The organism is Frigoribacterium sp. PvP032, from assembly GCF_017833035.1.
Lineage (GTDB): Bacteria > Actinomycetota > Actinomycetes > Actinomycetales > Microbacteriaceae > Frigoribacterium.
Genome location: NZ_JAFIBM010000001.1, coordinates 1,737,902 through 1,758,015, shown reverse-complemented (window position 1 = coordinate 1,758,015; position 20,114 = coordinate 1,737,902). Strand labels below are relative to the sequence as shown.

At 72.7% G+C, this 20,114-nt stretch carries 21 protein-coding genes; 1 reads left to right on the top strand and 20 read right to left on the bottom strand.

Translation table 11 applies throughout. The features are described from left to right. Nucleotides 1–67: 67 nt before the first annotated feature. The 9 genes from JOE35_RS08100 to JOE35_RS08060 form a co-directional block, all read right to left on the bottom strand. Nucleotides 68–448, bottom strand: a complete 381-nt coding sequence (locus tag JOE35_RS08100) for a DUF6804 family protein (protein WP_209560668.1) — start codon at nt 446–448, stop codon at nt 68–70. Between the two features lie 101 nt (nt 449–549). Further along, a complete protein-coding gene (locus JOE35_RS08095) occupies nt 550–1,134 on the bottom strand; it encodes a GDSL-type esterase/lipase family protein (protein WP_209560667.1) in 585 nt (194 codons plus the stop codon). 598 nt (nt 1,135–1,732) lie between these two features. Further along, nucleotides 1,733–1,942, bottom strand: coding sequence for a hypothetical protein (locus JOE35_RS08090; RefSeq protein ID WP_209560666.1), 210 nt, complete (start codon nt 1,940–1,942; stop codon nt 1,733–1,735). Beyond that, nucleotides 1,939–3,621 carry an SDR family oxidoreductase gene (locus tag JOE35_RS08085; RefSeq protein ID WP_209560665.1) on the bottom strand — a complete coding sequence of 561 codons (1,683 nt, stop codon included), beginning with the start codon at nt 3,619–3,621 and terminating at the stop codon, nt 1,939–1,941. The genes JOE35_RS08090 and JOE35_RS08085 overlap by 4 nt, the downstream gene beginning before the upstream one ends. 24 nt (nt 3,622–3,645) lie before the next feature. Next, nucleotides 3,646–4,581 (bottom strand): bifunctional riboflavin kinase/FAD synthetase, encoded by a 936-nt coding sequence (locus JOE35_RS08080; RefSeq protein WP_209560664.1) that lies wholly within the window; start codon nt 4,579–4,581, stop codon nt 3,646–3,648. Between the two features lie 5 nt (nt 4,582–4,586). Further along, nucleotides 4,587–5,024: a hypothetical protein gene (locus JOE35_RS08075; RefSeq protein ID WP_209560663.1), complete on the bottom strand. Its 438-nt coding sequence runs from the start codon at nt 5,022–5,024 to the stop codon at nt 4,587–4,589. Between the two features lie 58 nt (nt 5,025–5,082). Continuing rightward, nucleotides 5,083–5,451, bottom strand: a complete 369-nt coding sequence (locus JOE35_RS08070; RefSeq protein ID WP_209560662.1) for a hypothetical protein — start codon at nt 5,449–5,451, stop codon at nt 5,083–5,085. Then, nucleotides 5,448–6,350: a tRNA pseudouridine(55) synthase TruB gene (truB, locus tag JOE35_RS08065; RefSeq protein ID WP_209560661.1), complete on the bottom strand. Its 903-nt coding sequence runs from the start codon at nt 6,348–6,350 to the stop codon at nt 5,448–5,450. The genes JOE35_RS08070 and truB overlap by 4 nt, the downstream gene beginning before the upstream one ends. 35 nt (nt 6,351–6,385) lie before the next feature. Next, a complete protein-coding gene (locus JOE35_RS08060; protein WP_209560660.1) occupies nt 6,386–6,949 on the bottom strand; it encodes a hypothetical protein in 564 nt (187 codons plus the stop codon). A 56-nt stretch (nt 6,950–7,005) separates the two neighbouring features. Here JOE35_RS08060 and JOE35_RS08055 point away from each other — a divergent pair, with 56 nt between their 5' ends. Beyond that, entirely contained in the window at nt 7,006–7,875 is an 870-nt protein-coding gene (locus JOE35_RS08055; protein ID WP_209560659.1) for an A/G-specific adenine glycosylase, read from the top strand. A 22-nt stretch (nt 7,876–7,897) separates the two neighbouring features. On the opposite strand, the gene rbfA is transcribed toward JOE35_RS08055, so the two are convergent. From rbfA to JOE35_RS08000, 11 genes are all read right to left on the bottom strand, one after another. Then, complete coding sequence (gene rbfA, locus JOE35_RS08050; protein WP_209560658.1) at nt 7,898–8,461, bottom strand: 30S ribosome-binding factor RbfA; 564 nt, start codon at nt 8,459–8,461, stop codon at nt 7,898–7,900. Nucleotides 8,462–8,557: 96 nt separating this feature from the next. Beyond that, nucleotides 8,558–11,368 carry a translation initiation factor IF-2 gene (gene infB / locus JOE35_RS08045; protein WP_209560657.1) on the bottom strand — a complete coding sequence of 937 codons (2,811 nt, stop codon included), beginning with the start codon at nt 11,366–11,368 and terminating at the stop codon, nt 8,558–8,560. 95 nt (nt 11,369–11,463) lie between these two features. Next, nucleotides 11,464–11,769, bottom strand: coding sequence for a YlxR family protein (locus JOE35_RS08040; protein WP_209560656.1), 306 nt, complete (start codon nt 11,767–11,769; stop codon nt 11,464–11,466). Nucleotides 11,770–11,849: 80 nt separating this feature from the next. Further along, the gene (gene nusA, locus JOE35_RS08035) at nt 11,850–12,839 is read right to left on the bottom strand and encodes a transcription termination factor NusA (protein WP_209560655.1); all 990 of its coding nucleotides are present in this window, start codon (nt 12,837–12,839) and stop codon (nt 11,850–11,852) included. A gap of 152 nt (nt 12,840–12,991) precedes the next feature. After that, the gene (locus tag JOE35_RS08030) at nt 12,992–14,755 is read right to left on the bottom strand and encodes a proline--tRNA ligase (protein WP_209560654.1); all 1,764 of its coding nucleotides are present in this window, start codon (nt 14,753–14,755) and stop codon (nt 12,992–12,994) included. Nucleotides 14,756–14,822: 67 nt separating this feature from the next. Then, the gene (locus tag JOE35_RS08025; protein ID WP_209560653.1) at nt 14,823–15,665 is read right to left on the bottom strand and encodes a hypothetical protein; all 843 of its coding nucleotides are present in this window, start codon (nt 15,663–15,665) and stop codon (nt 14,823–14,825) included. After that, nucleotides 15,662–16,726, bottom strand: a complete 1,065-nt coding sequence (locus JOE35_RS08020; protein ID WP_307802995.1) for a VWA domain-containing protein — start codon at nt 16,724–16,726, stop codon at nt 15,662–15,664. The genes JOE35_RS08025 and JOE35_RS08020 overlap by 4 nt, the downstream gene beginning before the upstream one ends. After that, nucleotides 16,723–17,724, bottom strand: a complete 1,002-nt coding sequence (locus JOE35_RS08015; protein ID WP_209560652.1) for a VWA domain-containing protein — start codon at nt 17,722–17,724, stop codon at nt 16,723–16,725. Before JOE35_RS08015 ends, JOE35_RS08020 begins: the two co-directional genes overlap by 4 nt. Continuing rightward, nucleotides 17,715–18,194, bottom strand: a complete 480-nt coding sequence (locus JOE35_RS08010; RefSeq protein WP_209560651.1) for a hypothetical protein — start codon at nt 18,192–18,194, stop codon at nt 17,715–17,717. The genes JOE35_RS08015 and JOE35_RS08010 overlap by 10 nt, the downstream gene beginning before the upstream one ends. Then, nucleotides 18,187–19,047 (bottom strand): DUF58 domain-containing protein, encoded by an 861-nt coding sequence (locus tag JOE35_RS08005; protein ID WP_307802994.1) that lies wholly within the window; start codon nt 19,045–19,047, stop codon nt 18,187–18,189. Before JOE35_RS08005 ends, JOE35_RS08010 begins: the two co-directional genes overlap by 8 nt. A gap of 26 nt (nt 19,048–19,073) precedes the next feature. After that, nucleotides 19,074–20,108, bottom strand: a complete 1,035-nt coding sequence (locus JOE35_RS08000) for a MoxR family ATPase (protein WP_209560649.1) — start codon at nt 20,106–20,108, stop codon at nt 19,074–19,076. Nucleotides 20,109–20,114: the final 6 nt, after the last annotated feature.

The window sequence follows — 20,114 nt, the reverse complement described above, 5'->3', positions numbered from 1 at the left end:
GGAGCGGGCCCGTGCAGAGGCACTGGCGGTCCGCGGAGCGGGCCCGTGCAGCCCGTGCGTCAGGCGGTCAGCGGCGGCGTCCAGGGGCGGGACGACCGCCTCCTGCGCCTCGGCCTGCCTCGGCGTTCGGCACCTTGGTGCGGACGCCCGCGACGATGAACACGACCGCGGCCGCGAACTGCATCGCGGCCCAGGGCTGACCGCTGAGGGGCACGACGACGACCGGGTTCCAGAGGACCGCGATCGCACCGAGCAGCGTGACCGCCCACCAGGCCCGGCCGCGCCAGGCGAAGACCGCCATGATGAGGGCGAGGATGGCGACCACGTAGCGCACGACCGTGAAGGTGCCGGAGTCGAGCAGGAACGCCCCCACCGTGAGCACGACGGCGCCGAGCAGGCCGGGCGCGAGGGCCGGGCGGAGGAAATCGGGGGCCTGGGGCGTGGGCACGGGGCCGCCTCTCGTCGTCGTCGGGCACGTTCGTGCCCCGGAGAGCCTAGCGACGAGCGACGGGGCGCCTGCTGGACGCCCGGCAGGCGCGCGGGGCAGCCTCAGTCGATGTCGTAGGGAACGTGCAGCACCGTGAGCGGACGGCTCATCGGCGGCTCGCCGCGGAGTCGTTCGAGGCCGGGCACGAGCTCGGCGACCCAGGCCCGGTAGCCCTCGTCGCTCAGGTGCACCCCGTCGGTGCTGAACTCGGGCCGGAGGGCCTCGCCAGACTCGTCGGCCAGGGCCGGCCACAGGTCGAGCCACTGTGCCCTGACCGTCGACGAGAACTGACGGAGGTGTCGGTTGGCGTCCTGGATGCGGGGTGCCTGGTCGGCGGTGCGCGGCAGGATCGACTGCAGCAGCAGTCGGGTGCCGGGGAGCTCGCGACGCATCGTGACCATCAGCGACTCGACGCCGCGGACGACCTGCTCGACGGTGCGGCGTGCGGTGAAGTCCTCGTTGCCGATGAGGAGCACCACGGAGTCGGGTCGTGCCGCGACGACCTCGTCGAGGCGTTCCGTGAGGCTCGCGGTGGTGTCGCCGTCACGGCCCAGCGCGACGACGTCGTCGTCCGGGAACCAGGCCGACCAGTCGCCGCCTGCCGTCGTGCTGTCTCCGACGAAGACCAGTTTCTCGCCGTGCGCCATGCGTACCTCCGGGTGGTGTCGATGTGCCGAGGGGCCGGACGGCCCCCGGCGTGTCGTCTCGGGGAAGCGTACCGCTGCCCGGCTGCGCACGACCCGGGCGGCCCGCGTTCACCCGTCGCCCGCGGCGGGCAGGTGCGGCCTGCGGCGGGTTCCCGTCGCCCCCGGCGGGCAGGTGCGGCCTGCGGCGGGTTCCCGTCGCCCCCGGCGGGCAGGTGCGGCCTGCGGCGGGTTCCCGCCTCCCCCGGCGGGCAGGTGCAGGCTGCGGCGGGTTCCCGTCGCCCCCGGCGGGTCAGCGCCCACCCGCCCAGGGATGCAGGAACCCGCCGACATGGACTGAGCCTGCTCAGGTGGTCCCGGGCGGGTGCGGCGGGTTCGCGCCTCCCGTAGCGGGCACGTTCACCGTACGGCGGGTTCGCGTCGCCCCCGGCGGGTCAGCGCCCACCCGCCGCGGGACTCGGGAACCCGCCGAGGGGTACGGGAACCCGCCGACTCCCACAGGGAGCCGCCTCGCACGAACTCAGAGGGCGCAGGAGGCGGTGGTGCAGGAGGCGCAGCGGGTCGGCGGCACGAAAGGCGGGTCAGCGGCACGAGCGGCGGGTCAGCGGCGGAAGCGGCGGGGGCGCTTCGCGGCCACGCGGTCGAGCGCGTGCCGCACGCTCGGCAGCAGCACGACGAACGACACCACGACGACGAGCACGCCGAACGCGACGCCGAGCCACAGCGGCACGGGCGAACCTGCGCCCGCCTCCACCGGGTAGAGCGGCGTCGGCGTCACGGCCAGGACGGCCAGGACGGCCCCGAGGGTCACGACCCAGAAGCGCCGGTCGAGGCGAGTTCACCGGCACCGGCACCGGCAGAACCAGCGTCGGGACCGGCAGCACCAGCACCAGCACCAGCACCAGCACCAGCACCAGCACCAGCACCAGCACCAGCGCCCGACGCGTCCCGCGCCGCCGTCGCCGTGATCCTGCGCAGCATGCCGCTGAAGATCACGCCGTGGAACGGGAGGATCGCGAACCAGTACAGCCGGCCGCCGAGCCCGTGCGGGAAGAACACGGCGCGCTGGCGGTAGTGCGAGCCGCCGCCCTCACGCGGGGTGACGCGCATCTCGAGCCATGCGCCACCCGGGGCCTTCATCTCGGCGCGCAGCCGCAGCAGCCTGCCGCGCTCCAGGGTCTCGACGCGCCACCAGTCGAGCGCGTCGCCCACCCTGAGGGACGTCGCGCTGCGGCGTCCGCGGCGGAGTCCCACTCCCCCGACGAGCCGGTCCATCCAGCCGCGCGCGGCCCAGGCGAGCGGGAACGAGTACCAGCCGTTCTCGCCGCCGATGCCCTCGACGACACGCCAGAGCGCCTCCGGCGACGCGCTCGAGTCCGTCTCGCGGTCGTCGGTGTAGACGGTGTGCCCCGACCAGTCGGGGTCGCTCGGCAACAGGTCGCTCGGCGCACCGGCGACGGACGAGTCCTGCCAGCTGGTCTCGACCTCCCCGTCCTTCTCGCGCTGCAGGGCCAGCCGGACGGCCGCCCGGTAGCGCAGCAGCCCCTCGGCGGGCGGCGGGACGACGTCGTCGATGTCGTTCTCGCTCACCACGCAGTCGTACTGCAGGGAGGCGATGATCGGGATCGCGAGGGCGCGCGGGATCGGCGTGACCAGGTTCACCCACTGCGACGCGAGCCAGGGCGTGAAGACGGGCAGGGAGGCGATCGGGCGCTGCGCGAGGCCCGCCTCCAGCGCGTAGCCGTTCATCATCTGGCCGTAGCGGAGCACGTCAGGGCCGCCGATGTCGAAGGTGCGGTTCACGTCGGCGGGCACGTCGGCCGAGCCGATCAGGTAGTGCAGCACGTCGCGCACGGCGATCGGCTGGATGTGGTTGCGGACCCACTTCGGCGCGGGCATGTACGGCAGCACGTCGGTGAGGTGGCGGATCATCTCGAACGACGCCGAGCCGGACCCGATGACGACCCCGGCCTGCAGCGCCACGGTGGGCACGCCGCTCGCCAGCAGCACGTCGCCGACGTCGCGACGGCTCCGGAGGTGCTTCGACAGTTCTCCGTCGGGGTGCAGCCCCCCGAGGTAGACGATGCGGCTCACCCCCGCGTCGCGGGCGGCGTCGGCGAAGACGTGCGCGGCCTCTGCCTCGGCCCGCTCGAAGTCGCCCTTGCTGCCCATGGCGTGGGCGAGGTAGTAGGCCACCTCGACGCCGTCGAGGGCGAGACGAACGGACTCGGGATCGGTCAGGTCGCCCTGCACGACCTCGACGTCGCCGGCCCACGGCACCTCGACGAGCTTCTCGGGCGACCGCACGAGCACGCGGACGTCTGCTCCCGCCTCGACGAGGCGCGGGGTGAGGCGGCCGCCGATGTAGCCGGTGGCCCCGGTGACGAGGATGCGCCGGCGGGTCACGGCCGGGTCGGTGTCGCGCGTGACGTCGGTCTCCGCCGACGTCTCGGGCGGCGTGGTCGTCGTCGGGTCGTTCTCAGGAGGCATGAGCACGACGGTACGCCGCCGGTCTCACGACAGGCCGAGGACCTCGCGCGTGCGGACGACGTCGGCCCGGATGTGCTCGATCAGCGCGTCGATCCCCTCGAAGGCGACGTTGCCGCGGACCCAGTCGACGAACATCACCGTCAGCTCCTGGCCGTAGAGGTCGATCGACACGTCGAGCAGGTGCGCCTCCACCTGCTTCTCGGGCACGCCCTCGAAGGTCGGGTTGTGCCCCACGGACACGGCGGCGGGGTAGGTCGTGCCGCCGACCGTCACCCAGGCCGCGTAGACGCCGTCGGCCGGGACGTACCCCTCGCTGTCGGGCGCGAGGTTGGCCGTCGGGAAGCCGAGCTCGCGACCGCGCTGCTCGCCGTGCACGACGACGCCGCGGACGGCCGGCTCCCGGCCGAGCAGCTCTCCGGCCCGTCGGACGTCGCCGGCCTCGAGAAGCTCCCGGATCCAGGTCGAGGAGGCGCGGCGCCCGCCCCCGAGACGGACGTCGTCGATCGACACGACCTCGAGCCCGCGCTCGGCACCGAGCGCGCGCAGCGTGTCGACCGTGCCGCTGCCCCTGACCCCGAAGCGGAAGTCGTCGCCGACGAACACGACACGGGCGTGCAGCGCGCCGACGAGGATGCGGTCGACGAACTCGGCGGGCGCGAGGTTGCGCAGCTCGTCGTCGAAGGTGAGCATGAGGGTCGCCGCGACCCCGGCCGCCTCCAGCAGCTCGCGCTTCTGTCGGTTGCTCACGAGCGAGCGCGGCACCGAGCCGGGCCGCAGAACGGCGAGGGGGTGTCGGTCGAAGGTGACGACGGCGGAGGTCAGGCCGCGCTCGGCCGCGACCTCCTCGAGCAGGTCGATGACGGCGCGGTGCCCGACGTGCACGCCGTCGAACTTGCCGATGGTCACCGCGGTCGGGCCGACGTCGGCGGGCACGTCGGCGAGGGCGTCCCAGAACTGCACGGGAGCTACTCCGTCCGGTCGGCGGCGTGCGCCTCCGCGGCGACGGCGGGCCGGGAACGGAGCAGCCACAGGATGCCCAGGACGGGCAGCACGAGCGGGACGAAGCCGTAGCCACGGCCGAACCACGACCAGACGGTGTCGTCGGGGAACAGCTCGGGATCGAGCACGGTGACCAGCCCGACGATCAGCACGCCGGCGAGCTCGAACGAGATGGTCGCCCAGGCGACGGCGTACGAGGTGCGGCCGCGACGGATCAGCGACACCGTGGCGACGATGTAGACCACGGCCGCGAGGGCGCTCAGCGTGTACGCGAGCGGCGCCTCGTCGAACTGCTCGAGGATCTGGAACACGGATCGGCCGGTCGCCGCCAGGGCGAGCACCGCGTAGACCGCGATGAGGACCCGGCCGACGCCGACCGCACGAGAAGACTTCTGAGTGACCATCACCGACAAGGATATGGCGCGTGGCTGTGCACCGGCGCCAGGGCCGAGGAGGCGCTCGTCACGCGACCTGGACCGTCCAGATCTGCAGCATGCGGTAGACCATGACCGCGACCGCGAAGACGGCCGCCGCGAGCACGAGGTTGCTCCACCGGGTGCGGTCGACGAGAGCCCAGACGACGGCGAGCGGCGGCAGCAGGATCGCCGAGACGAGGTAGATGTAGAACTCGACGACGTTGCCCGTCGGCGGGTTGCCCGCGAACGGGGCGATGATGGCGACCACCAGCTGCACCAGCAGCAGCAGCAGCACGAGCGCCGTGGCGCCGACCGTGATGTCGTTCGGCAGCTTGCCCGAGAAGCCGGCCACCAGGCAGACGAGGCCCGCCACGCAGGCCACGATCACCTGGGCCCAGGTGAACCACTCGATCACGCGCGCACCTCGTCGGTCGGGAAGTTGACGATCGGCACCGCACGGCCGCCACGCACGGAGACCAGCCCGGCGAGGTCGCCCGATGCGGTCACGGCCGCCACGGGGCCCTCGGTGTCGGCCAGGCCGACCGCGGGTCGCTTGCCGTGGCCGAGGTCGGTCGCCTCGTCGGACGTCATCGACCAGACGGGGAACAACGAGGAGGCGACGGCTGCGGGCGCCAGGAGGGCCGGCTCGACCTCGATGCCCTCGAGCACCGCGGCGTCGGCCACGTCGAACGAGCCGACCCGCGTGCGCCGCAGCGCCGTGAGGTGGCCGCCGACGCCCAGTGCCGCGCCGAGGTCGCGGGCGAGCGCCCGGACGTAGGTGCCCGACGAGCAGCTGACCCGCACGTCGAGGTCGCGGACGGCGACGCCGTCGTCGCTGACGGCCTCACGTCGATCGAGGACGACGAACTCGGAGACGACGACGTCGCGGGCCTTGAGCTCGACTTCGACGCCCTCGCGCGCGAGGTCGTAGGCACGACGACCGCCGACCTTGATGGCGCTGACCGTGGTCGGCACCTGGCTGATCGGCCCGGTCAGGTCGGCGATGCCCGAGTCGACCGCGGCATCGGCCACGCCCGACGCGTCGGCGGTGGCCGTGACCTCGCCCTCGGAGTCGTCGGAGGTGGTCGAGACGCCCAGCCGGATGGTCGCCTCGTACGTCTTGTCCAGCCCCACCAGGAACGTCAGCAGCCGGGTCGAGGAGTTGAGCCCCAGCACGAGGAGCCCCGTCGCGAGCGGGTCGAGGGTGCCGGCGTGGCCGACCTTGCGGGTGCCCGCCGCCTTGCGGACACGTGCGACGACGTCGTGGCTGGTGATGCCCTGCGGCTTGTCGACGAGGAGGATGCCGCTGTTCACGAGACGACGCTACCGCACCGTGCCGGGACGGACGCTCAGCACGCGTCGTCGAAGACCCGACGCGGGTGCTCGGGGTCGGAGACGTCGACGACCGCCGTCGCGACCGCGCGCAGGCCGCCGCGACCGCCGCCCGGCGTGACCCAGACCGTGTAGTTCCAGAGGCCGACGAGCTCGGGGCGGCCGAGCGCCTCGCCGTCGACCACGAGCAGGGCGTCGTCGGGGCCGGTGACCCACCGCGGCTCGACCTCGCGCTGCGAGGCGGCGTCGAACGCGGCCGGCACCCACGCGGTGCTGCCGCCGAGCCTGAACGGCTCGACGAGGACGCGGCGCAGGACGGCCCCGTCGACCGGGGCAGGCTCGCCGTCCGCCCCCGCGCCTCCTTCGCCGCGGGGCCTGCCGAAGTCGGAGACCGAGGCGCGGAAGGCCGCGTGGCCGGCCTCGACGAGGGCAGCCGCGAGGTCGTCGGCGAAGGCCGACTGCCCGGCGCCGGACGGGCCGTCGACGGCGACGAACGCCCGGCCCCTCGAGTAGTTGTGCAGGATCTCGGTCGCGAGAGCGCGCAGCGTGTCTTTCTTGGCGGGGGCCCAACGAGTGGTCATGCGGTCACCCTAGGCCGGGCCGCCGACAGCGGTCCGAGCGCCCGTAGGATGGTCCGGTGACCATCGCCCCCGCCGTCTCGTCGTGGTTCCGCGAGCACGGGCGAGACCTGCCGTGGCGCCGCCCCGGCTTCACCGCCTGGGGCACCCTCGTCAGCGAGGTGATGCTGCAGCAGACGCCGGTCGTGCGCGTCGTGCCACGGCTCGAGCAGTGGCTCGAGCGCTGGCCGACGCCCTCCGACCTCGCCGCGTCGCCGGCCTCGGAGGCGGTGCGCGCGTGGGACCGCCTCGGGTACCCACGCCGGGCGCTCGCCCTGCACGCCGCCTCCGTCGTCATCACCGAGCGGCACGGCGGCGTCGTGCCCGAGACCGTCCCGGAGCTGCTGGCCCTGCCGGGTGTCGGCGACTACACGGCACGGGCGGTCGCGGTCTTCGCCTACGGGCACCGGCACCCGGTCGTCGACACGAACGTGCGCCGGGTGCTCGCTCGAGCGGTCGAGGGCCTGGCCGAGCCCTGGGCGCCGAAGGCGCGCCGCGACCTGCCGGCGATGGAGTCGCAGCTCCCGGCCGACGTCGACGACGCCAGGGTGGCCAGCGCCGCGGTGATGGAGCTCGGCGCGCTCGTCTGCACGGCGCGGTCGCCACGCTGCGACGAGTGCCCGCTGGTCGCGCAGTGCGCGTGGGTGCTGGCCGGGCGCCCCGAGCACGCGGGGCCTCCCCTGCGTCGTCAGGCCGCCTTCGCCGGCTCGGACCGTCAGGTGCGCGGCCTGGTCATGGCCGAGCTGCGGGCCAGTGACGTGCCCGTCACGAGCGACGAGGTCGCCCGCGTGTGGCCCGACGCCGAGCAGCGCGACAGAGCCCTCGCCGGCCTCCTCCGTGACGGGCTGGTCACGGGATCGGCCGACGAGGGCTGGTCGCTGCCGAGCTAGGCGCCCGGGCAGCCGAGCTGGGTCAGCGCGTGGAGCCGTCCGGCTCCACCATGCCGTCGTCGACGGCGCCCGACTCGACGTCGGCCTCGTCGACCACGGGCACGACCTCGTCCGACGCGTCGTCGTCCTCGTCCTCACCGAGATCGTCGTCGTCGTAGTCGTCCTCGTCGCGCGGCTTGACGTAGGGATCGGCGTCGCCTGCGTACTCGGCCGTGGCAGCGACGGTCTGGCTGTCCTGGTCGCGCTGACGCGCCTCCTGCAGGAGGCGGTCGATGGACGCCGCGTTCTCGGGCAGGGCGTCGAGGATGAACTCGAGGCTCGGGGTCAGCCGTGCCGTGATGTTCTTGCCGACCTCGCTCCGCAGCATGCCCGTGGCGGACTTGAGGGCGGCGCCGGTGTCGGCGCGCTCCTCGTCGGTGCCGTAGACCGTGTAGAACACGGACGCGTGCTGCAGGTCGCCGGTCACCTTGACGTCGGTGATGGTGACGAACCCGAGGCGCGGGTCCTTGATGCCGCGCTCCAGTCGCCGCGCCACGATCTCGTGGATGCGGTCGGCCATCTTGCGGGCGCGCTGTGCGTCGACCATTCGTTGCTCCTTCTGCTGTTCGCCCGGGGGCGAGAGGGGTGAGGCCCCGCCCCGACCGTAGTCGTGGCGGGGCCTCTGACGATGCGTCGCCGGGCGTCAGCCCCGCGGCTTCTCGACCATCTCGATGGTCTCGATCTCGTCGCCGATCTGGATGTCGTTGAACTTGCCGAGGCCGATGCCGGCCTCGAAGTCCGTACGGACCTCGGTGACGTCGTCCTTGAAGCGACGCAGCGAGTCGATGGCGAGGTTGTCGCCGACCACCACGCCTTCGCGGATGACACGGGCACGGGCGTTCCGCGTGATCGTTCCCGATCGCACGATGACACCGGCGATGTTGCCGACCTTCGACGAGCGGAAGATCTCGCGGATCTCGGCGACACCGGACTGCTTCTCCTCGAACTCGGGCTTGAGCATGCCCGTGAGCGAGTTCTCGATGTCCTCGAGGGCGGCGTAGATGACCGAGTAGAAGCGCACGTCGACGCCCTCTCGGGCAGCACGTTCGCGTGCCTTCGTGTCCGGTCGGACGTTGAACCCGATGATGACAGCGTTGTCGACCGTGGCGAGGTTGACGTCGCTCTCGGTGACGGCGCCCACGCCGCGGTGGATGATGCGCAGCTGCACGCTGTCGTCCACCTCGATCTTGAGCAGCGATTCCTCGAGCGCCTCGACGGCACCCGACACGTCGCCCTTGATGATGATGTTGAGCGCCTCGACCTTGCCCTCTTCGAGAGCACGGGTGAAGTCCTCGAGCGAGATGCGCTTGCGGGCCTTGGCCAGCGACGCGTTGCGCTCGACGGCCTCGCGCTTCTCGGCGATCTGACGAGCCGTGCGGTCCTCCTCGGTGACGAGGAAGGTGTCGCCGGCACGGGGCACGCTCGAGAGACCCTGCACGAGCACGGGACGGCTCGGGAAGGCCTCGTCGACGGTGTCGCCGTTCTCGTCCATCATCGCGCGGACCCGGCCGTAGGCCGTTCCCGCCACGATCGCGTCGCCCACCCGCAGGGTGCCCGACTGGATGAGCACGGTCGCGACGGCGCCGCGGCCCTTGTCGAGGCGTGCCTCGATGGCGACACCACGAGCGTCCTTGTCGGGGTTCGCCCGCAGGTCGAGACCGGCGTCCGCGGTGAGCAGGACCGCCTCGAGCAGCGCGTCGATGTTCTTGTTGTCGCGTGCGGACACGTCTACGAACATCACGTCTCCGCCGTACTCCTCGGCGACGAGGCCGTACTCGGTCAGCTGCTGACGCACCTTGGCCGGGTTCGCACCCTCCTTGTCGATCTTGTTGACCGCGACCACGATCGGCACGTTGGCCGCCTGGGCGTGGTTCAGCGCCTCGACGGTCTGCGGCATGATGCCGTCGTCCGCCGCGACCACGAGGATCGCGATGTCGGTCACCTGCGCACCACGGGCACGCATGGCGGTGAACGCCTCGTGGCCAGGGGTGTCGATGAAGGTGATGGCACGCTCGACGCCCTCGTGAGGCGCCCAGACCTGGTAGGCACCGATGTGCTGCGTGATGCCGCCTGCCTCGCCGGCGACGACGTTGGCGTTGCGGATCGCGTCGAGCAGACGGGTCTTTCCGTGGTCGACGTGGCCCATGACCGTGACGACGGGCGGGCGGACCTGCAGCACGTCCTCGTCCTCGTCCTCGAGCTCCTGTTCGAGGTCGATGTCGAAGCCCTCGAGGAGCTCCTTGTCCTCGTCCTCGGGAGAGACGACGAGGATGCGGTAGCCGAGCTCTTCGCCGAGCACCTGGAACGTGGCGTCGTCGAGCGACTCCGTGGCGGTCGCCATCTCTCCCAGGTGGAAGAGGACGGTCACCAGGTTGCCGGGGCTGGCGTCGATCTTGTCGGCGAAGTCGCTGATGGACGCGCCGCGACGCAGACGGACGATCGTGCTGCCGTCGCCGCGGGGGACGCTGACGCCGCCCAGCGACGGGGCGGAGCGCATCTCGAACTCGGCCCTCTTGGTCCGCTTCGACTTGCGTGCCTTGCTCTTGCCGCCGCCGCGACCGAACGCGCCGGCCGTGCCGCCGCCGGGGCCACGACCACGGCCACCGCCGCCGCCGCCCGCAGGACGAGGAGCGCCGAAGCCGGGACGGAAGCCGCCGGCCGCGCCGGGAGCGCCGCCGCCGGGACGCTGGAAGCCGCCGCCGGCACCGCCGGGACGACCGCCGGCACCCGCGGGGCGCTGGCCGAAGCCGTTGGGGCGGGGGCTGGCGCCGACGCCGGGACGCGGAGCGCCCGGACGAGGAGCACCGGGACGCGGAGCCATCGGGCGCGGTCCTGCCGCTCCGCCGGGGCGGGGCATGCTGGTCGCGGCGCCGGAGCCGCCGGGACGGGGCGCGCTCGGGCGACCCATGCCCTGGTTGCTGGCGAAGGGGTTGTTGCCGGGGCGCGGGGCACCGGGACGGGGGCCGCCGGGCTTCGGCGCGGAGGCGCCGGCCTCGGCGGGAGCGTCGGACTCGGCGGGTGCCGTGCCCGACTCCTTGGCGGCCGCGGCAGCGGCGCGCTCGGCCTCGGCCTTGGCCTGGCGCTCGGCGACCGTCAGCGGCGCCACGGGAGCGGGTGCCGCCTCCGTGTCGTCAGCGGCGGCCGGGGCCTCGACGGGAGCAGCGGGCTGCTCGGCGACGGGGGGCTTGGGCGCGGCAGGACGGGGTCCGCCGGGCTTGGGGGCCGAGGAGGCGGCGGGAGGCGACGCCTTCGGGCTCGCGGCAGGTGCGGTGCCTGCCTTGGGAGCAGCCGCTGCAGCGCCGGCGAACGCCTGGCGCAGCTTGCGGGCCACGGGGGGCTCGACGCTGGAGGACGGTCCCTTGACGAACTCGCCCATCTCCTTGAGCTTCTCTAGTGCTGTCTTGCTGTCGATCCCCAGCTCGCTGGCGATCTCGTGTACGCGTGGTTTAGCCACAGTTCTCCTGTCTCGGGCCCCTTCCCGGTCAGGAGGGAGCCGTCAGTTCTGGACGGGTCTCATTTCGAGCCGCTCATTAGTTGTCCATGTGCCTGTCAGCCTGTTCTGTCGTGGCCAGTGGTCGTGGTGGGACTCGGGGTGTGCACATCGGTCTGCAGCCGCATCAGGTGGTCGCGGAGCTGCTCGGGGTCGGGCTCGGAGTCGAGGCGGAGCGCACGGCGGAATGCCCTGCGTTTCACTGCCGACTCGAACGCGTCCATCGAAGGCGTCAACCACGCGCCTCGCCCGGGCAGCGTGGCGGTCTCGTCGACCACCAGGCGTCCGTCACGGGCGACGACCCTCACGAGTGAGGACCGCGGAGCGCGCGCTCGAGTACCGATGCACGTTCTTACGGGGACCACTCTACCCCCTCGGGTCGGCGGACGGGAGACGCCGGGGGCGAACGGCGTGGTGCGCCGCCTGTCCCCGGCGTCGGGGTCGGTCAGTCGTCCTCGAGGATCGAGTCCGGCTGGATGTCGATGCGCGCGCCCGTGAGCTTGGCGGCGAGACGGGCGTTCTGCCCCTCCTTGCCGATCGCGAGCGACAGCTGGTAGTCGGGCACCAGGGCACGGACGGCCTTGGTCGCCTGGTCGATGACGAAGGCCGACGACACCTTGGCCGGCGACAGCGCACTGGCCACGAATACGGGCAGGTCGCTCGAGTAGTCGACGATGTCGATCTTCTCGTCGCCCAGCTCGGTCTGGACGGCGCGGACGCGCGCGCCCATCTCGCCGATGCACGCGCCCTTGGCGTTGACGCCGGGCTCGGTCGCGCGCACCGCGATCTTGGTGCGGTGCCCGGCCTCGCGGGCCAGGGAGACGATCTCGACGACGCCGCTGGCGATCTCGGGGACCTCGAGCGCGAAGAGCTTGCGGACGAGCGAGGGGTGCGTCCGCGAGACGGTGATCTGCGGCCCCTTCGTGCCCTTGCTGACGCCGGTCACGTAGACGCGGATGCGCGTGCCGTGGTCGTACTTCTCGCCGGGCACCTGTTCTTCGGGAGGCAGGATGGCCTCGATCGTGCCCAGATCGACGTGCACCATGCGGGGGTTCGGCCCTTGCTGGATGACGCCGGCGACGATGTCGCCCTCGCGGCCCTTGAACTGGCCGAGCACCTTGTCGTCGCCGATGTCGCGCAGGCGCTGGTTGATCACCTGCTTCGCCGCGAAGGCGGCGATGCGGCCGAAGTCGCTGGGGCTGTCGACGGACTCGCCGACGACCTCGCCTTCTTCGTCGCGTTCGATGGCGAACACGGACACGTGCCCGGTCTTGCGGTCGAGCTCGACCCGTGCCGTCGGCACGCGGCTCTCTGGCTGGTCGGTGTGCTTGAGGTAGGCCGTGAGGATGGCCTGCTCGATGATGCCCACGAGTTCCTCGAAGGGGATCTCGCGCTCGCGTTCCATGAGACGCAGCACGCTCAGGTCGATGTCCACTGAGGGCCTCCACTGTTCAGATCTTCAGGCTGCGCACACGGTGGCGCGCACAGCATCCCCCTACGGTACCCGAGTGCGGCGGGGGCGGAGCACCGGACGCGGCCCGCGCCTCCTGCGTCCGTGGGGACACGAGGAGGCGCGGGCCGACGACGTCAGGAGGCGCGCGGAGCCGACAGGGCCGCGACGGCCTCGGCGACCGGGACGGGCGTGCGCACGCCCGTGCGGCGGTCCCACAGCTCGACGATCCCCTCGCCGGCGGAGCGCCCGACGACGACGATCTGCGGGACGCCGAGCAGCTCGGCATCGCCGAACTTGACCCCGGGAGAGACCTTCGGGCGGTCGTCGTAGAGCACGTCGAGGCGGTGCGCCTCGAGCTCGGCCGTCAGCGCCTCGGCGACCTCGAAGACGACGGGGTCCTTGCCCGTCGCGACGACGTGCACGTCGAACGGCGCGACGTCCGCAGGCCAGACGAGGCCCTTGGCGTCGTTGTTCGCCTCGGCGATCACGGCGAGGATGCGGGTCACGCCGATGCCGTACGAGCCCATCGTGACGGTGACCTGCTTGCCGTTCTCGTCGAGGACCTTGAGGCCCAGGGCCTCGGCGTACTTGCGGCCGAGCTGGAACACGTGGCCGATCTCCATGCCGCGGGCGGTCTCGATCGGGCCGGAGCCGTCGGGGGCCGGGTCGCCCTCGCGGACCTGGGCCGCCTCGATGACGGCGTCGGCGGTGAAGTCGCGGCCGGCGACGAGGCCCGACACGTGCAGGCGGGGCGCGTTCGCGCCGGTGACCCACGCCGAGCCCTCGACGACCCGCGGGTCGACGACGTACCGGATGCCCGAGTCCGACTCGCTGCCGAGCACCTGCGGCCCGAGGTACCCCTTGACGAGCGCGGGGTGCCCCGCGAAGTCGGCGTCGCCCGCGGCCTCGACCTCGGCCGGCGCGAAGGCGACCTCGAGGCGCTTCATGTCGACGTCGCGGTCGCCGGGCAGCCCCACGACGACGACCTCGCGGGTGCCGTCGAGGTGGGTGAGCGCGACGACGACGTTCTTGAGCGTGTCGGCGGCGGTCCACGGACGACCGTCGGCCCGCGGGTGCGACTCGTTGAGCTGGTCGACGAGCGTGGCGATCGTCGGGGTGTCCGCGGGCTCGAGGGCGACGGCGTCGGCGAGGCCCTCGAGCGGGATCGACTCGGGCACGATCGTCGTGAAGGCCTCGACGTTCGCGGCGTAGCCGCCGGCCGTGCGGACGAAGGTGTCCTCGCCCACCTCGGTGGGGTGCAGGAACTCCTCGGAGCGCGAGCCGCCCATGGCGCCGGCGTCGGCCTGGACGATGACGTACTCGAGGCCCAGGCGCGTGAAGATGCGCTCGTAGGCGTCGCGCTGCAGCTGGTAGCTCGCCTCGAGGCCGGCGTCGGTGGCGTCGAACGAGTAGGCGTCCTTCATGGTGAACTCGCGGCCGCGCAGCAGGCCCGCGCGGGGCCGTGCCTCGTCGCGGTACTTGTCCTGGATCTGGAACAGCGTCAGCGGCAGGTCCTTGTAGGACGAGTACAGGTCCTTCACCAGGAGGGTGAAGGCCTCCTCGTGCGTGGGCGCGAGCAGGTAGTCGGCGTCCTTGCGGTCCTTCAGGCGGAACATGCCCTCGCCGTACTCGGTCCAGCGGCCGGTCGCCTCGTAGGGCTCACGCGGCAGCAGGGCCGGGAAGTGCACCTCCTGGGCGCCCGCGGCGGTCATCTCCTCGCGGACGACGGCCTCGATCTTGGCCTTGACCCGCAGGCCGAGGGGCAGCCAGGCGAACACGCCCGGTGCCTGGCGACGGATGTAGCCGGCCCGCACGAGGAGGCGGTGGCTGGTCACCTCCGCGTCGGAGGGATCTTCACGGAGGGTGCGGACGAAGAGCTGGGAGAGGCGCGTGGACACCCGCCCAGCATAGGGGCGTGCCCGGACGGGCCGAGGCCCCGGGGCCGGAGGACCCCGTCGGTCACGGTCACCAGGGCTTGCCGTCGTACTCCCCAGGGGCCTGCTCGTAGTACCGCTCGCGGTCGGTGTCCTGCTGGCGTTCCTGCTGGCTCCGGTCGCCCTGCTGCTGCAGCTGGTCGAGCGGGTCGGATCCGCCCTGGCCGGACTCGCCCTCGTCCTGGCCGCCGCCCTGCCCGGGATCCGAGCCGTCGCCTCCCGAGGGGTCGCCCTGGTCGCCGCCCTCGGCCTGCTGCTGCTTGTCGCCGAGTCTCCCCTGGGCGTCGTCGAGCGGCTGCGACGTGTCGGGCTGCTGCGGGTCCTCCGGGGGCTGGAAGCAGCCCTCCGGCGCCTCGGCGATCGTCGACTGCCCGAGCTCGTACAGCTGCTCGGCGTCGGCGTACCGGAGCTCGAGCAGCGCCGCGTCGCCCTGCGCCTCGATGACGAGCACGAGGTCGGTGCGGATGACGCACGAGACGGTCTCGTCGCCCTCGGGAGCGAGGTCGAGCGCGGTGACGAACTCGTCGCGCGCGACGTCGAGCACGCCGACCTGCGCCCAGGCGGTGCCCCGGTCGAAGTGGTGCACCCACGGCTCGACGACGTTCGCGACGCCGAGGGGGGCGGTCAGGGAGGCGGCGCGCTCGAAGGCACGACCGTCGTAGGCCTGCTGGGCGAGGGCCGCGAAGAGCGGGAGGCTGAGCAGCTTCAGCGCCACGACGAGCACGACGAGCACGACCGGTGCCGACCAGAGGAACAGGCGGCGGCGGAGGCGCCGGCGGTACTGGTCGACGGTCAGCTCGGCGGGGGCCGCGTCTCGGGCACGACCGTCGACGGGCGGCGGGTCGACGGGTGCGGGGGCGAGGGTGTCGGTCACGACGACGTCCTTCCTGACGACCGGTCGGGCCGTGGCCGCACGCGGATCTCGGCGAGGGCCCGCGCGACGACGGACACCTCGACGAGGGCGAGCAGGAACAACGGCACGGCCGCGATCCAGTAGAGGTCGACGACGGCCTCGGCGCGTCCCTCGTCGGAGGCGACAGCGCCGTCGCGCGCATCGGCCACGACCGCGTCGACCCCGGTGCCGGCGTCCCGGTGCACGTAGTCGACCCCCAGCTGCGAGGCGATCGCGCGGAGCGCGTCCTCGTCGACGACGGACAGCGCGTCCGGCTCGCCCGGCTGGCTGCGGTCCTTGATGTACTCGGTGCTGCTGTAGGCGTCGCCGTAGCCGTCGAAGACCTTCATGCGCCCGCCCGCAGCGGTGCCGTAGCCGAGCACCGCTCCCCCGTCGACGTCGCCCGCGGCGGCCGCGAACGAGCCAGGCGGCTCGTCGGCCGTCTGTTCTCCGTCGCCGAGGTAGTAGACGACGTTCGCCCTCTCGGGGTCCGCGTCACGCGCCTCCTGCAGCCGTTCGGCCAACAGGTCCGAGGCCTCGCTGATGCTGCTGCCGCTCGAGTAGTAGGTGATCTCCTGGTTCATGACGGAGGCGGCCGTCACGACGGCCGCGGCGTCGTCCGTGAGCGGCGTGCGGAGCACTGCGGTGCTGTCGAACGAGATGAGCGAGAAGCGTGCGCCCGCCAGCTCGCTCGCGATCGCGTCGACGTCGGCCCGGACGCCCTCGAGCCGCGGGCGGTCGCCGTCCCAGTCCTCCGCCGCGATGCTGGAAGTGGTGTCGACGACGAAGAACACGTTGAGCGCCGCCGTGGACGCCTGCGCGCTGCCGCCCGGCACGCCCGGACGCACGGCCACGACGAGCAGCAGCACCACGATCACGAGCCGGCGTGCCCAGCTGCGGAGGAGGCGGCGGTCGCCCCGCTCGGCGACGACCCGCCACCCGACGAAGCCGAGCAGGGCGACGCCGACGACGGCGAGCAGCCACCACGGGAGCACGGGCTGCAGCACGATCGCGGCGGGCAGCGGCGCCGTGGCGGCCGTCACAGCCGCACCCGCCAGAGCAGGACGAACGAGGCCGCGGCCAGCAGGAGCGCGACGATCACGGCGGCCTGCGGTGCGTCCGTCGTGACGAGGCGGCGCGTCCCGGTGAAGAGGCCCGCCTCCTGGTCGTCGATCCGCTGGATGATCTCGCCCACGGTCGTCGCGCCGTCGAGCGCGTAGTAGGCGCCACCGGTCGACTCGGCGACGGTGCGCAGCTCGCCGGCCACCTGGTCCGCGACCGCGTCGTCCGAGTAGTCCGCGGGGTTCAGCGCGTAGACCCTGATGCCGCGGTCGGTCGCCAGCTGCCCCGCCTCGTCGAGCGTCAGCAGGGCCGCGCCGTTGACGTAGTTGTCGGTGGCGAGCACGATCGACTTCGGCCGCGTGCTCTCGCTGCCCCCGTCGAAGCTGAGGGCGCAGGAGGCCAGGCCGTCCCCGATCAGGGAGGCGCCCTGTCCGAGGTCCGTGCCCGTCCAGTAGCGCCTGCCGTCTTCTCCCGCGCTGTCGAACGAGTCCCGGTACTGGCTCAGCTGCTCGGCCACGAAGTCGTAGTCGTCGGTCAGGGGGAACGCCTGGACGGACGAGCTGTCGAACAGGGTCAGCCCGATCCGCTCGCCGTCGAGGCCGGAGGCGAGCTCGGCGAAGGTCGCGACGATCTGGGAGTCGACCTCGGTCATCGACCCCGAGACGTCGAGGCACAGCACGATGTCGCGCTTGTAGGAGGGCGGCTCGACGACCTGGACCGTGCCCGGCCGCGCGATCAGCAGGGCCCCGAGCCCGGCCAGGGCGATCACGAGGACGAGCGCGCCCACGAGCGCCGTGCGGTAGCGCGCGACGAGCCGGCGGTACACGGGCAGCTCGGTCAGGCGCTCGCTGTGGGCGACGGGCGTGCCGGCCCGTCGCAGCCGGGCGCGCTCACGGCGGCGCAGCACGAGCCAGAGCCACGCGCCGAGGCCGACCACGACGAGTGCGGCCAGGAGCGCCCACCACCAGATCAGGACCACGAGCGCACCACCTCGCGAGCAGTCTCGGCGGCCTGCTCCGGGTCGCCGGGGTGCTGCTGGGCGAAGGCCGGCGGGTACCACTGCTCGACCGCGTCGGCCACGCGGGGCAGGTCGGCCTCGCGCAGGTCGGCCAGGGTCATCACGTGCGTGTCGGCACCCGCGGTCTCGTGGACGAAGAAACGGAGGAGGAGGCTGAGCCGGCTGTGCACGGCCCGCTCGCCGAGGCGGCCGTCGCGCGAGGCCGCCTGCACCTCGTCGATCAGGCCCAGGTAGCGGAGCCGGACGGACGGCAGGTCGACGACGGCCGCCTCGGCGGCACGACGCTCGGACGGCGGCAAGCGCCGGGCGGAGAAGCGCAGGACGAAGACGATCCACGCCGCGACGAGGGCGAGGAGGAGCAGCCCGAGCACCAGCCACAGCACCCAGTGCTGGTACTGGTACGGGCCGAAGAAGCCCTTGTCGTCAAGCACGGCGGTGCTTCTCCATCAGGGTGAAGAGCCCCGGCACGACCGCCGCCTGGCTCGACAGCCTCTGGCTGCTGATGCCCAGGGCCTGCAGCTGCCGGCCCGCGTCGTCGGCACGGCGCTCCGACGACTCGTCGAAGGCCTGCCGCAGCGCGGCGTTCTCGCGCAGGTAGGCCGGCAGGGCCGTCACCTCCTGCACGTCGTAGACGTCTCTCGCGTGGCCCGACCGCGTCATCAGGTCGGCGTCGCCGACCGTGACCCAGACGATCTCGTGCTGCGCGCGCAGCCGTCTGAGGAGCCGCACCAGCTCAGCGTCGACGACGACGTCGTCGGTCACCACCACGAGGATCGATCGGCGGCGGACGCCCCTGGCGACCCAGTCGAGCACGCCCCGGAGGTCGCTCCTGGGCGCGTCCAGCGACACACGGCCGTCGACCTGGCGGAGGAGGCGCTCGAGATGGGCCTCGGTCGCACCGGCAGGCAGGGCGACGGTGCCGCCCTCGTCGCCGGCGACCAGCGAGACGACGTCGCCGTGCCGTGACGCGATGTAGCCCAGGGCGCCGGCCGCCATGATCGCGATCTCCTTCTTCGTCTCGCCGCTGGCGGCGGTCGCGGCCATGTTGCGACCGGTGTCGACGACGAGGACCAGCGAGCGCCTCCTGCTGGCGACGTAGCGCTTGACCAGCGGCTCACCGTGACGCGCGGTGGCCTTCCAGTCGATGTCCTTCACCTCGTCGCCCGGCACGTAGGCCCTGAGGTCGTCGAAGTCGTGGCTGCGGCCGTGGTGGACCGACGCCCAGCCGCCCTCGAGCAGGTCGAGGGTGCGACGGTGCGCGAACAGGGACATCTTCGTGCGCACCCGGAGGAGGAGGCTCGCCACGGTCGTCAGGGCGTCTGCACGGAGGCGAAGACAGCGTCGATGATCGTCTCGGGCGCCACGTCGTCGGCCGTGGCCTCGTAGCCGAGGATGACGCGGTGCCGCAGGACGCCGTGCCGCAGGTGCTTCACGTCTTCGGGGATGACGTAGTCGCGGCCGTGCAGCAGAGCCAGGGCGCGAGCGGCCTGCATGAAGGCGATGCTCGCGCGCGGGCTCGCGCCGAACTGGACGTAGTCGGCGAGGCTGCCGGGGATGTACTGCTGCGGGTGCCGCGTCACGTAGATCAGCTGCACGATGTAGTTGACGATCGACGCGTCGACGTAGACGCGCTTGGCCAGGTCTTGCAGCCACACGACGTCCTCGAGCGAGACGCCGGTCGGCGCGTCGACCTGCTGCTCGTCGTAGACGCCGGCCTCGATGCGCCGGATGACCTCGGCCTCTTCTGCGGGCGACGGGTAGTCGAGCACCTCTTTGAGGAGGAACCTGTCGAGCTGCGCCTCGGGCAGCTGGTAGGTGCCCTCCTGCTCGATGGGGTTCTGCGTGGCCAGCACGAGGAACGGCCGGGGCAGCGGGTACACAGTGCCGCCGATGCTCGTCTGCCGCTCCTGCATCGCCTCGAGCATGGCGCTCTGGGTCTTCGCGCTCGAGCGGTTGATCTCGTCGAGCAGAACGAAGTTCGAGTGCACGGGACCGAGCTGTGTCACGAAGGTCGACTTCTGGGCGTCGTAGATCTGCGTGCCCGTGATGTCGCTCGGCAGCAGGTCGGGGGTGCACTGGATGCGGGTGAAGCTCGCCTCGACGGACTGCGCGAGCGTCGCCGCCGCGGTCGTCTTGGCCAGCCCGGGGACGCTCTCGAGCAGCACGTGCCCGCCGGTGATGAGCGCGATCAGCAGGGTGTCGCGCAGGCCCGTCTGGCCCACCACCTTGCGGGAGAACGCGTGGGACACGGCACCGACGACACGGGCCGCGCGCTCGAGGTCCGCAGGGCTGATGGGGGTGCCGACCGCGGCGGGAGGCGGGGGCGTCGTCGAGGTGTCGGTCACCCGGCC

Excerpts from the sequence above, each read along its gene's own strand:
- rbfA (WP_209560658.1), bottom strand. The coding sequence starts at position 8,461 with ATGGTCGACGCACAGCGCGCCCGCAAGATGGCCGACCGCATCCACGAG.
- JOE35_RS08060 (WP_209560660.1), bottom strand. The coding sequence starts at position 6,949 with ATGACCACTCGTTGGGCCCCCGCCAAGAAAGACACGCTGCGCGCTCTC.
- JOE35_RS08075 (WP_209560663.1), bottom strand. The coding sequence starts at position 5,024 with ATGGTCACTCAGAAGTCTTCTCGTGCGGTCGGCGTCGGCCGGGTCCTC.
- JOE35_RS08095 (WP_209560667.1), bottom strand. The coding sequence starts at position 1,134 with ATGGCGCACGGCGAGAAACTGGTCTTCGTCGGAGACAGCACGACGGCA.
- JOE35_RS08085 (WP_209560665.1), bottom strand. The coding sequence starts at position 3,621 with ATGCCTCCTGAGAACGACCCGACGACGACCACGCCGCCCGAGACGTCG.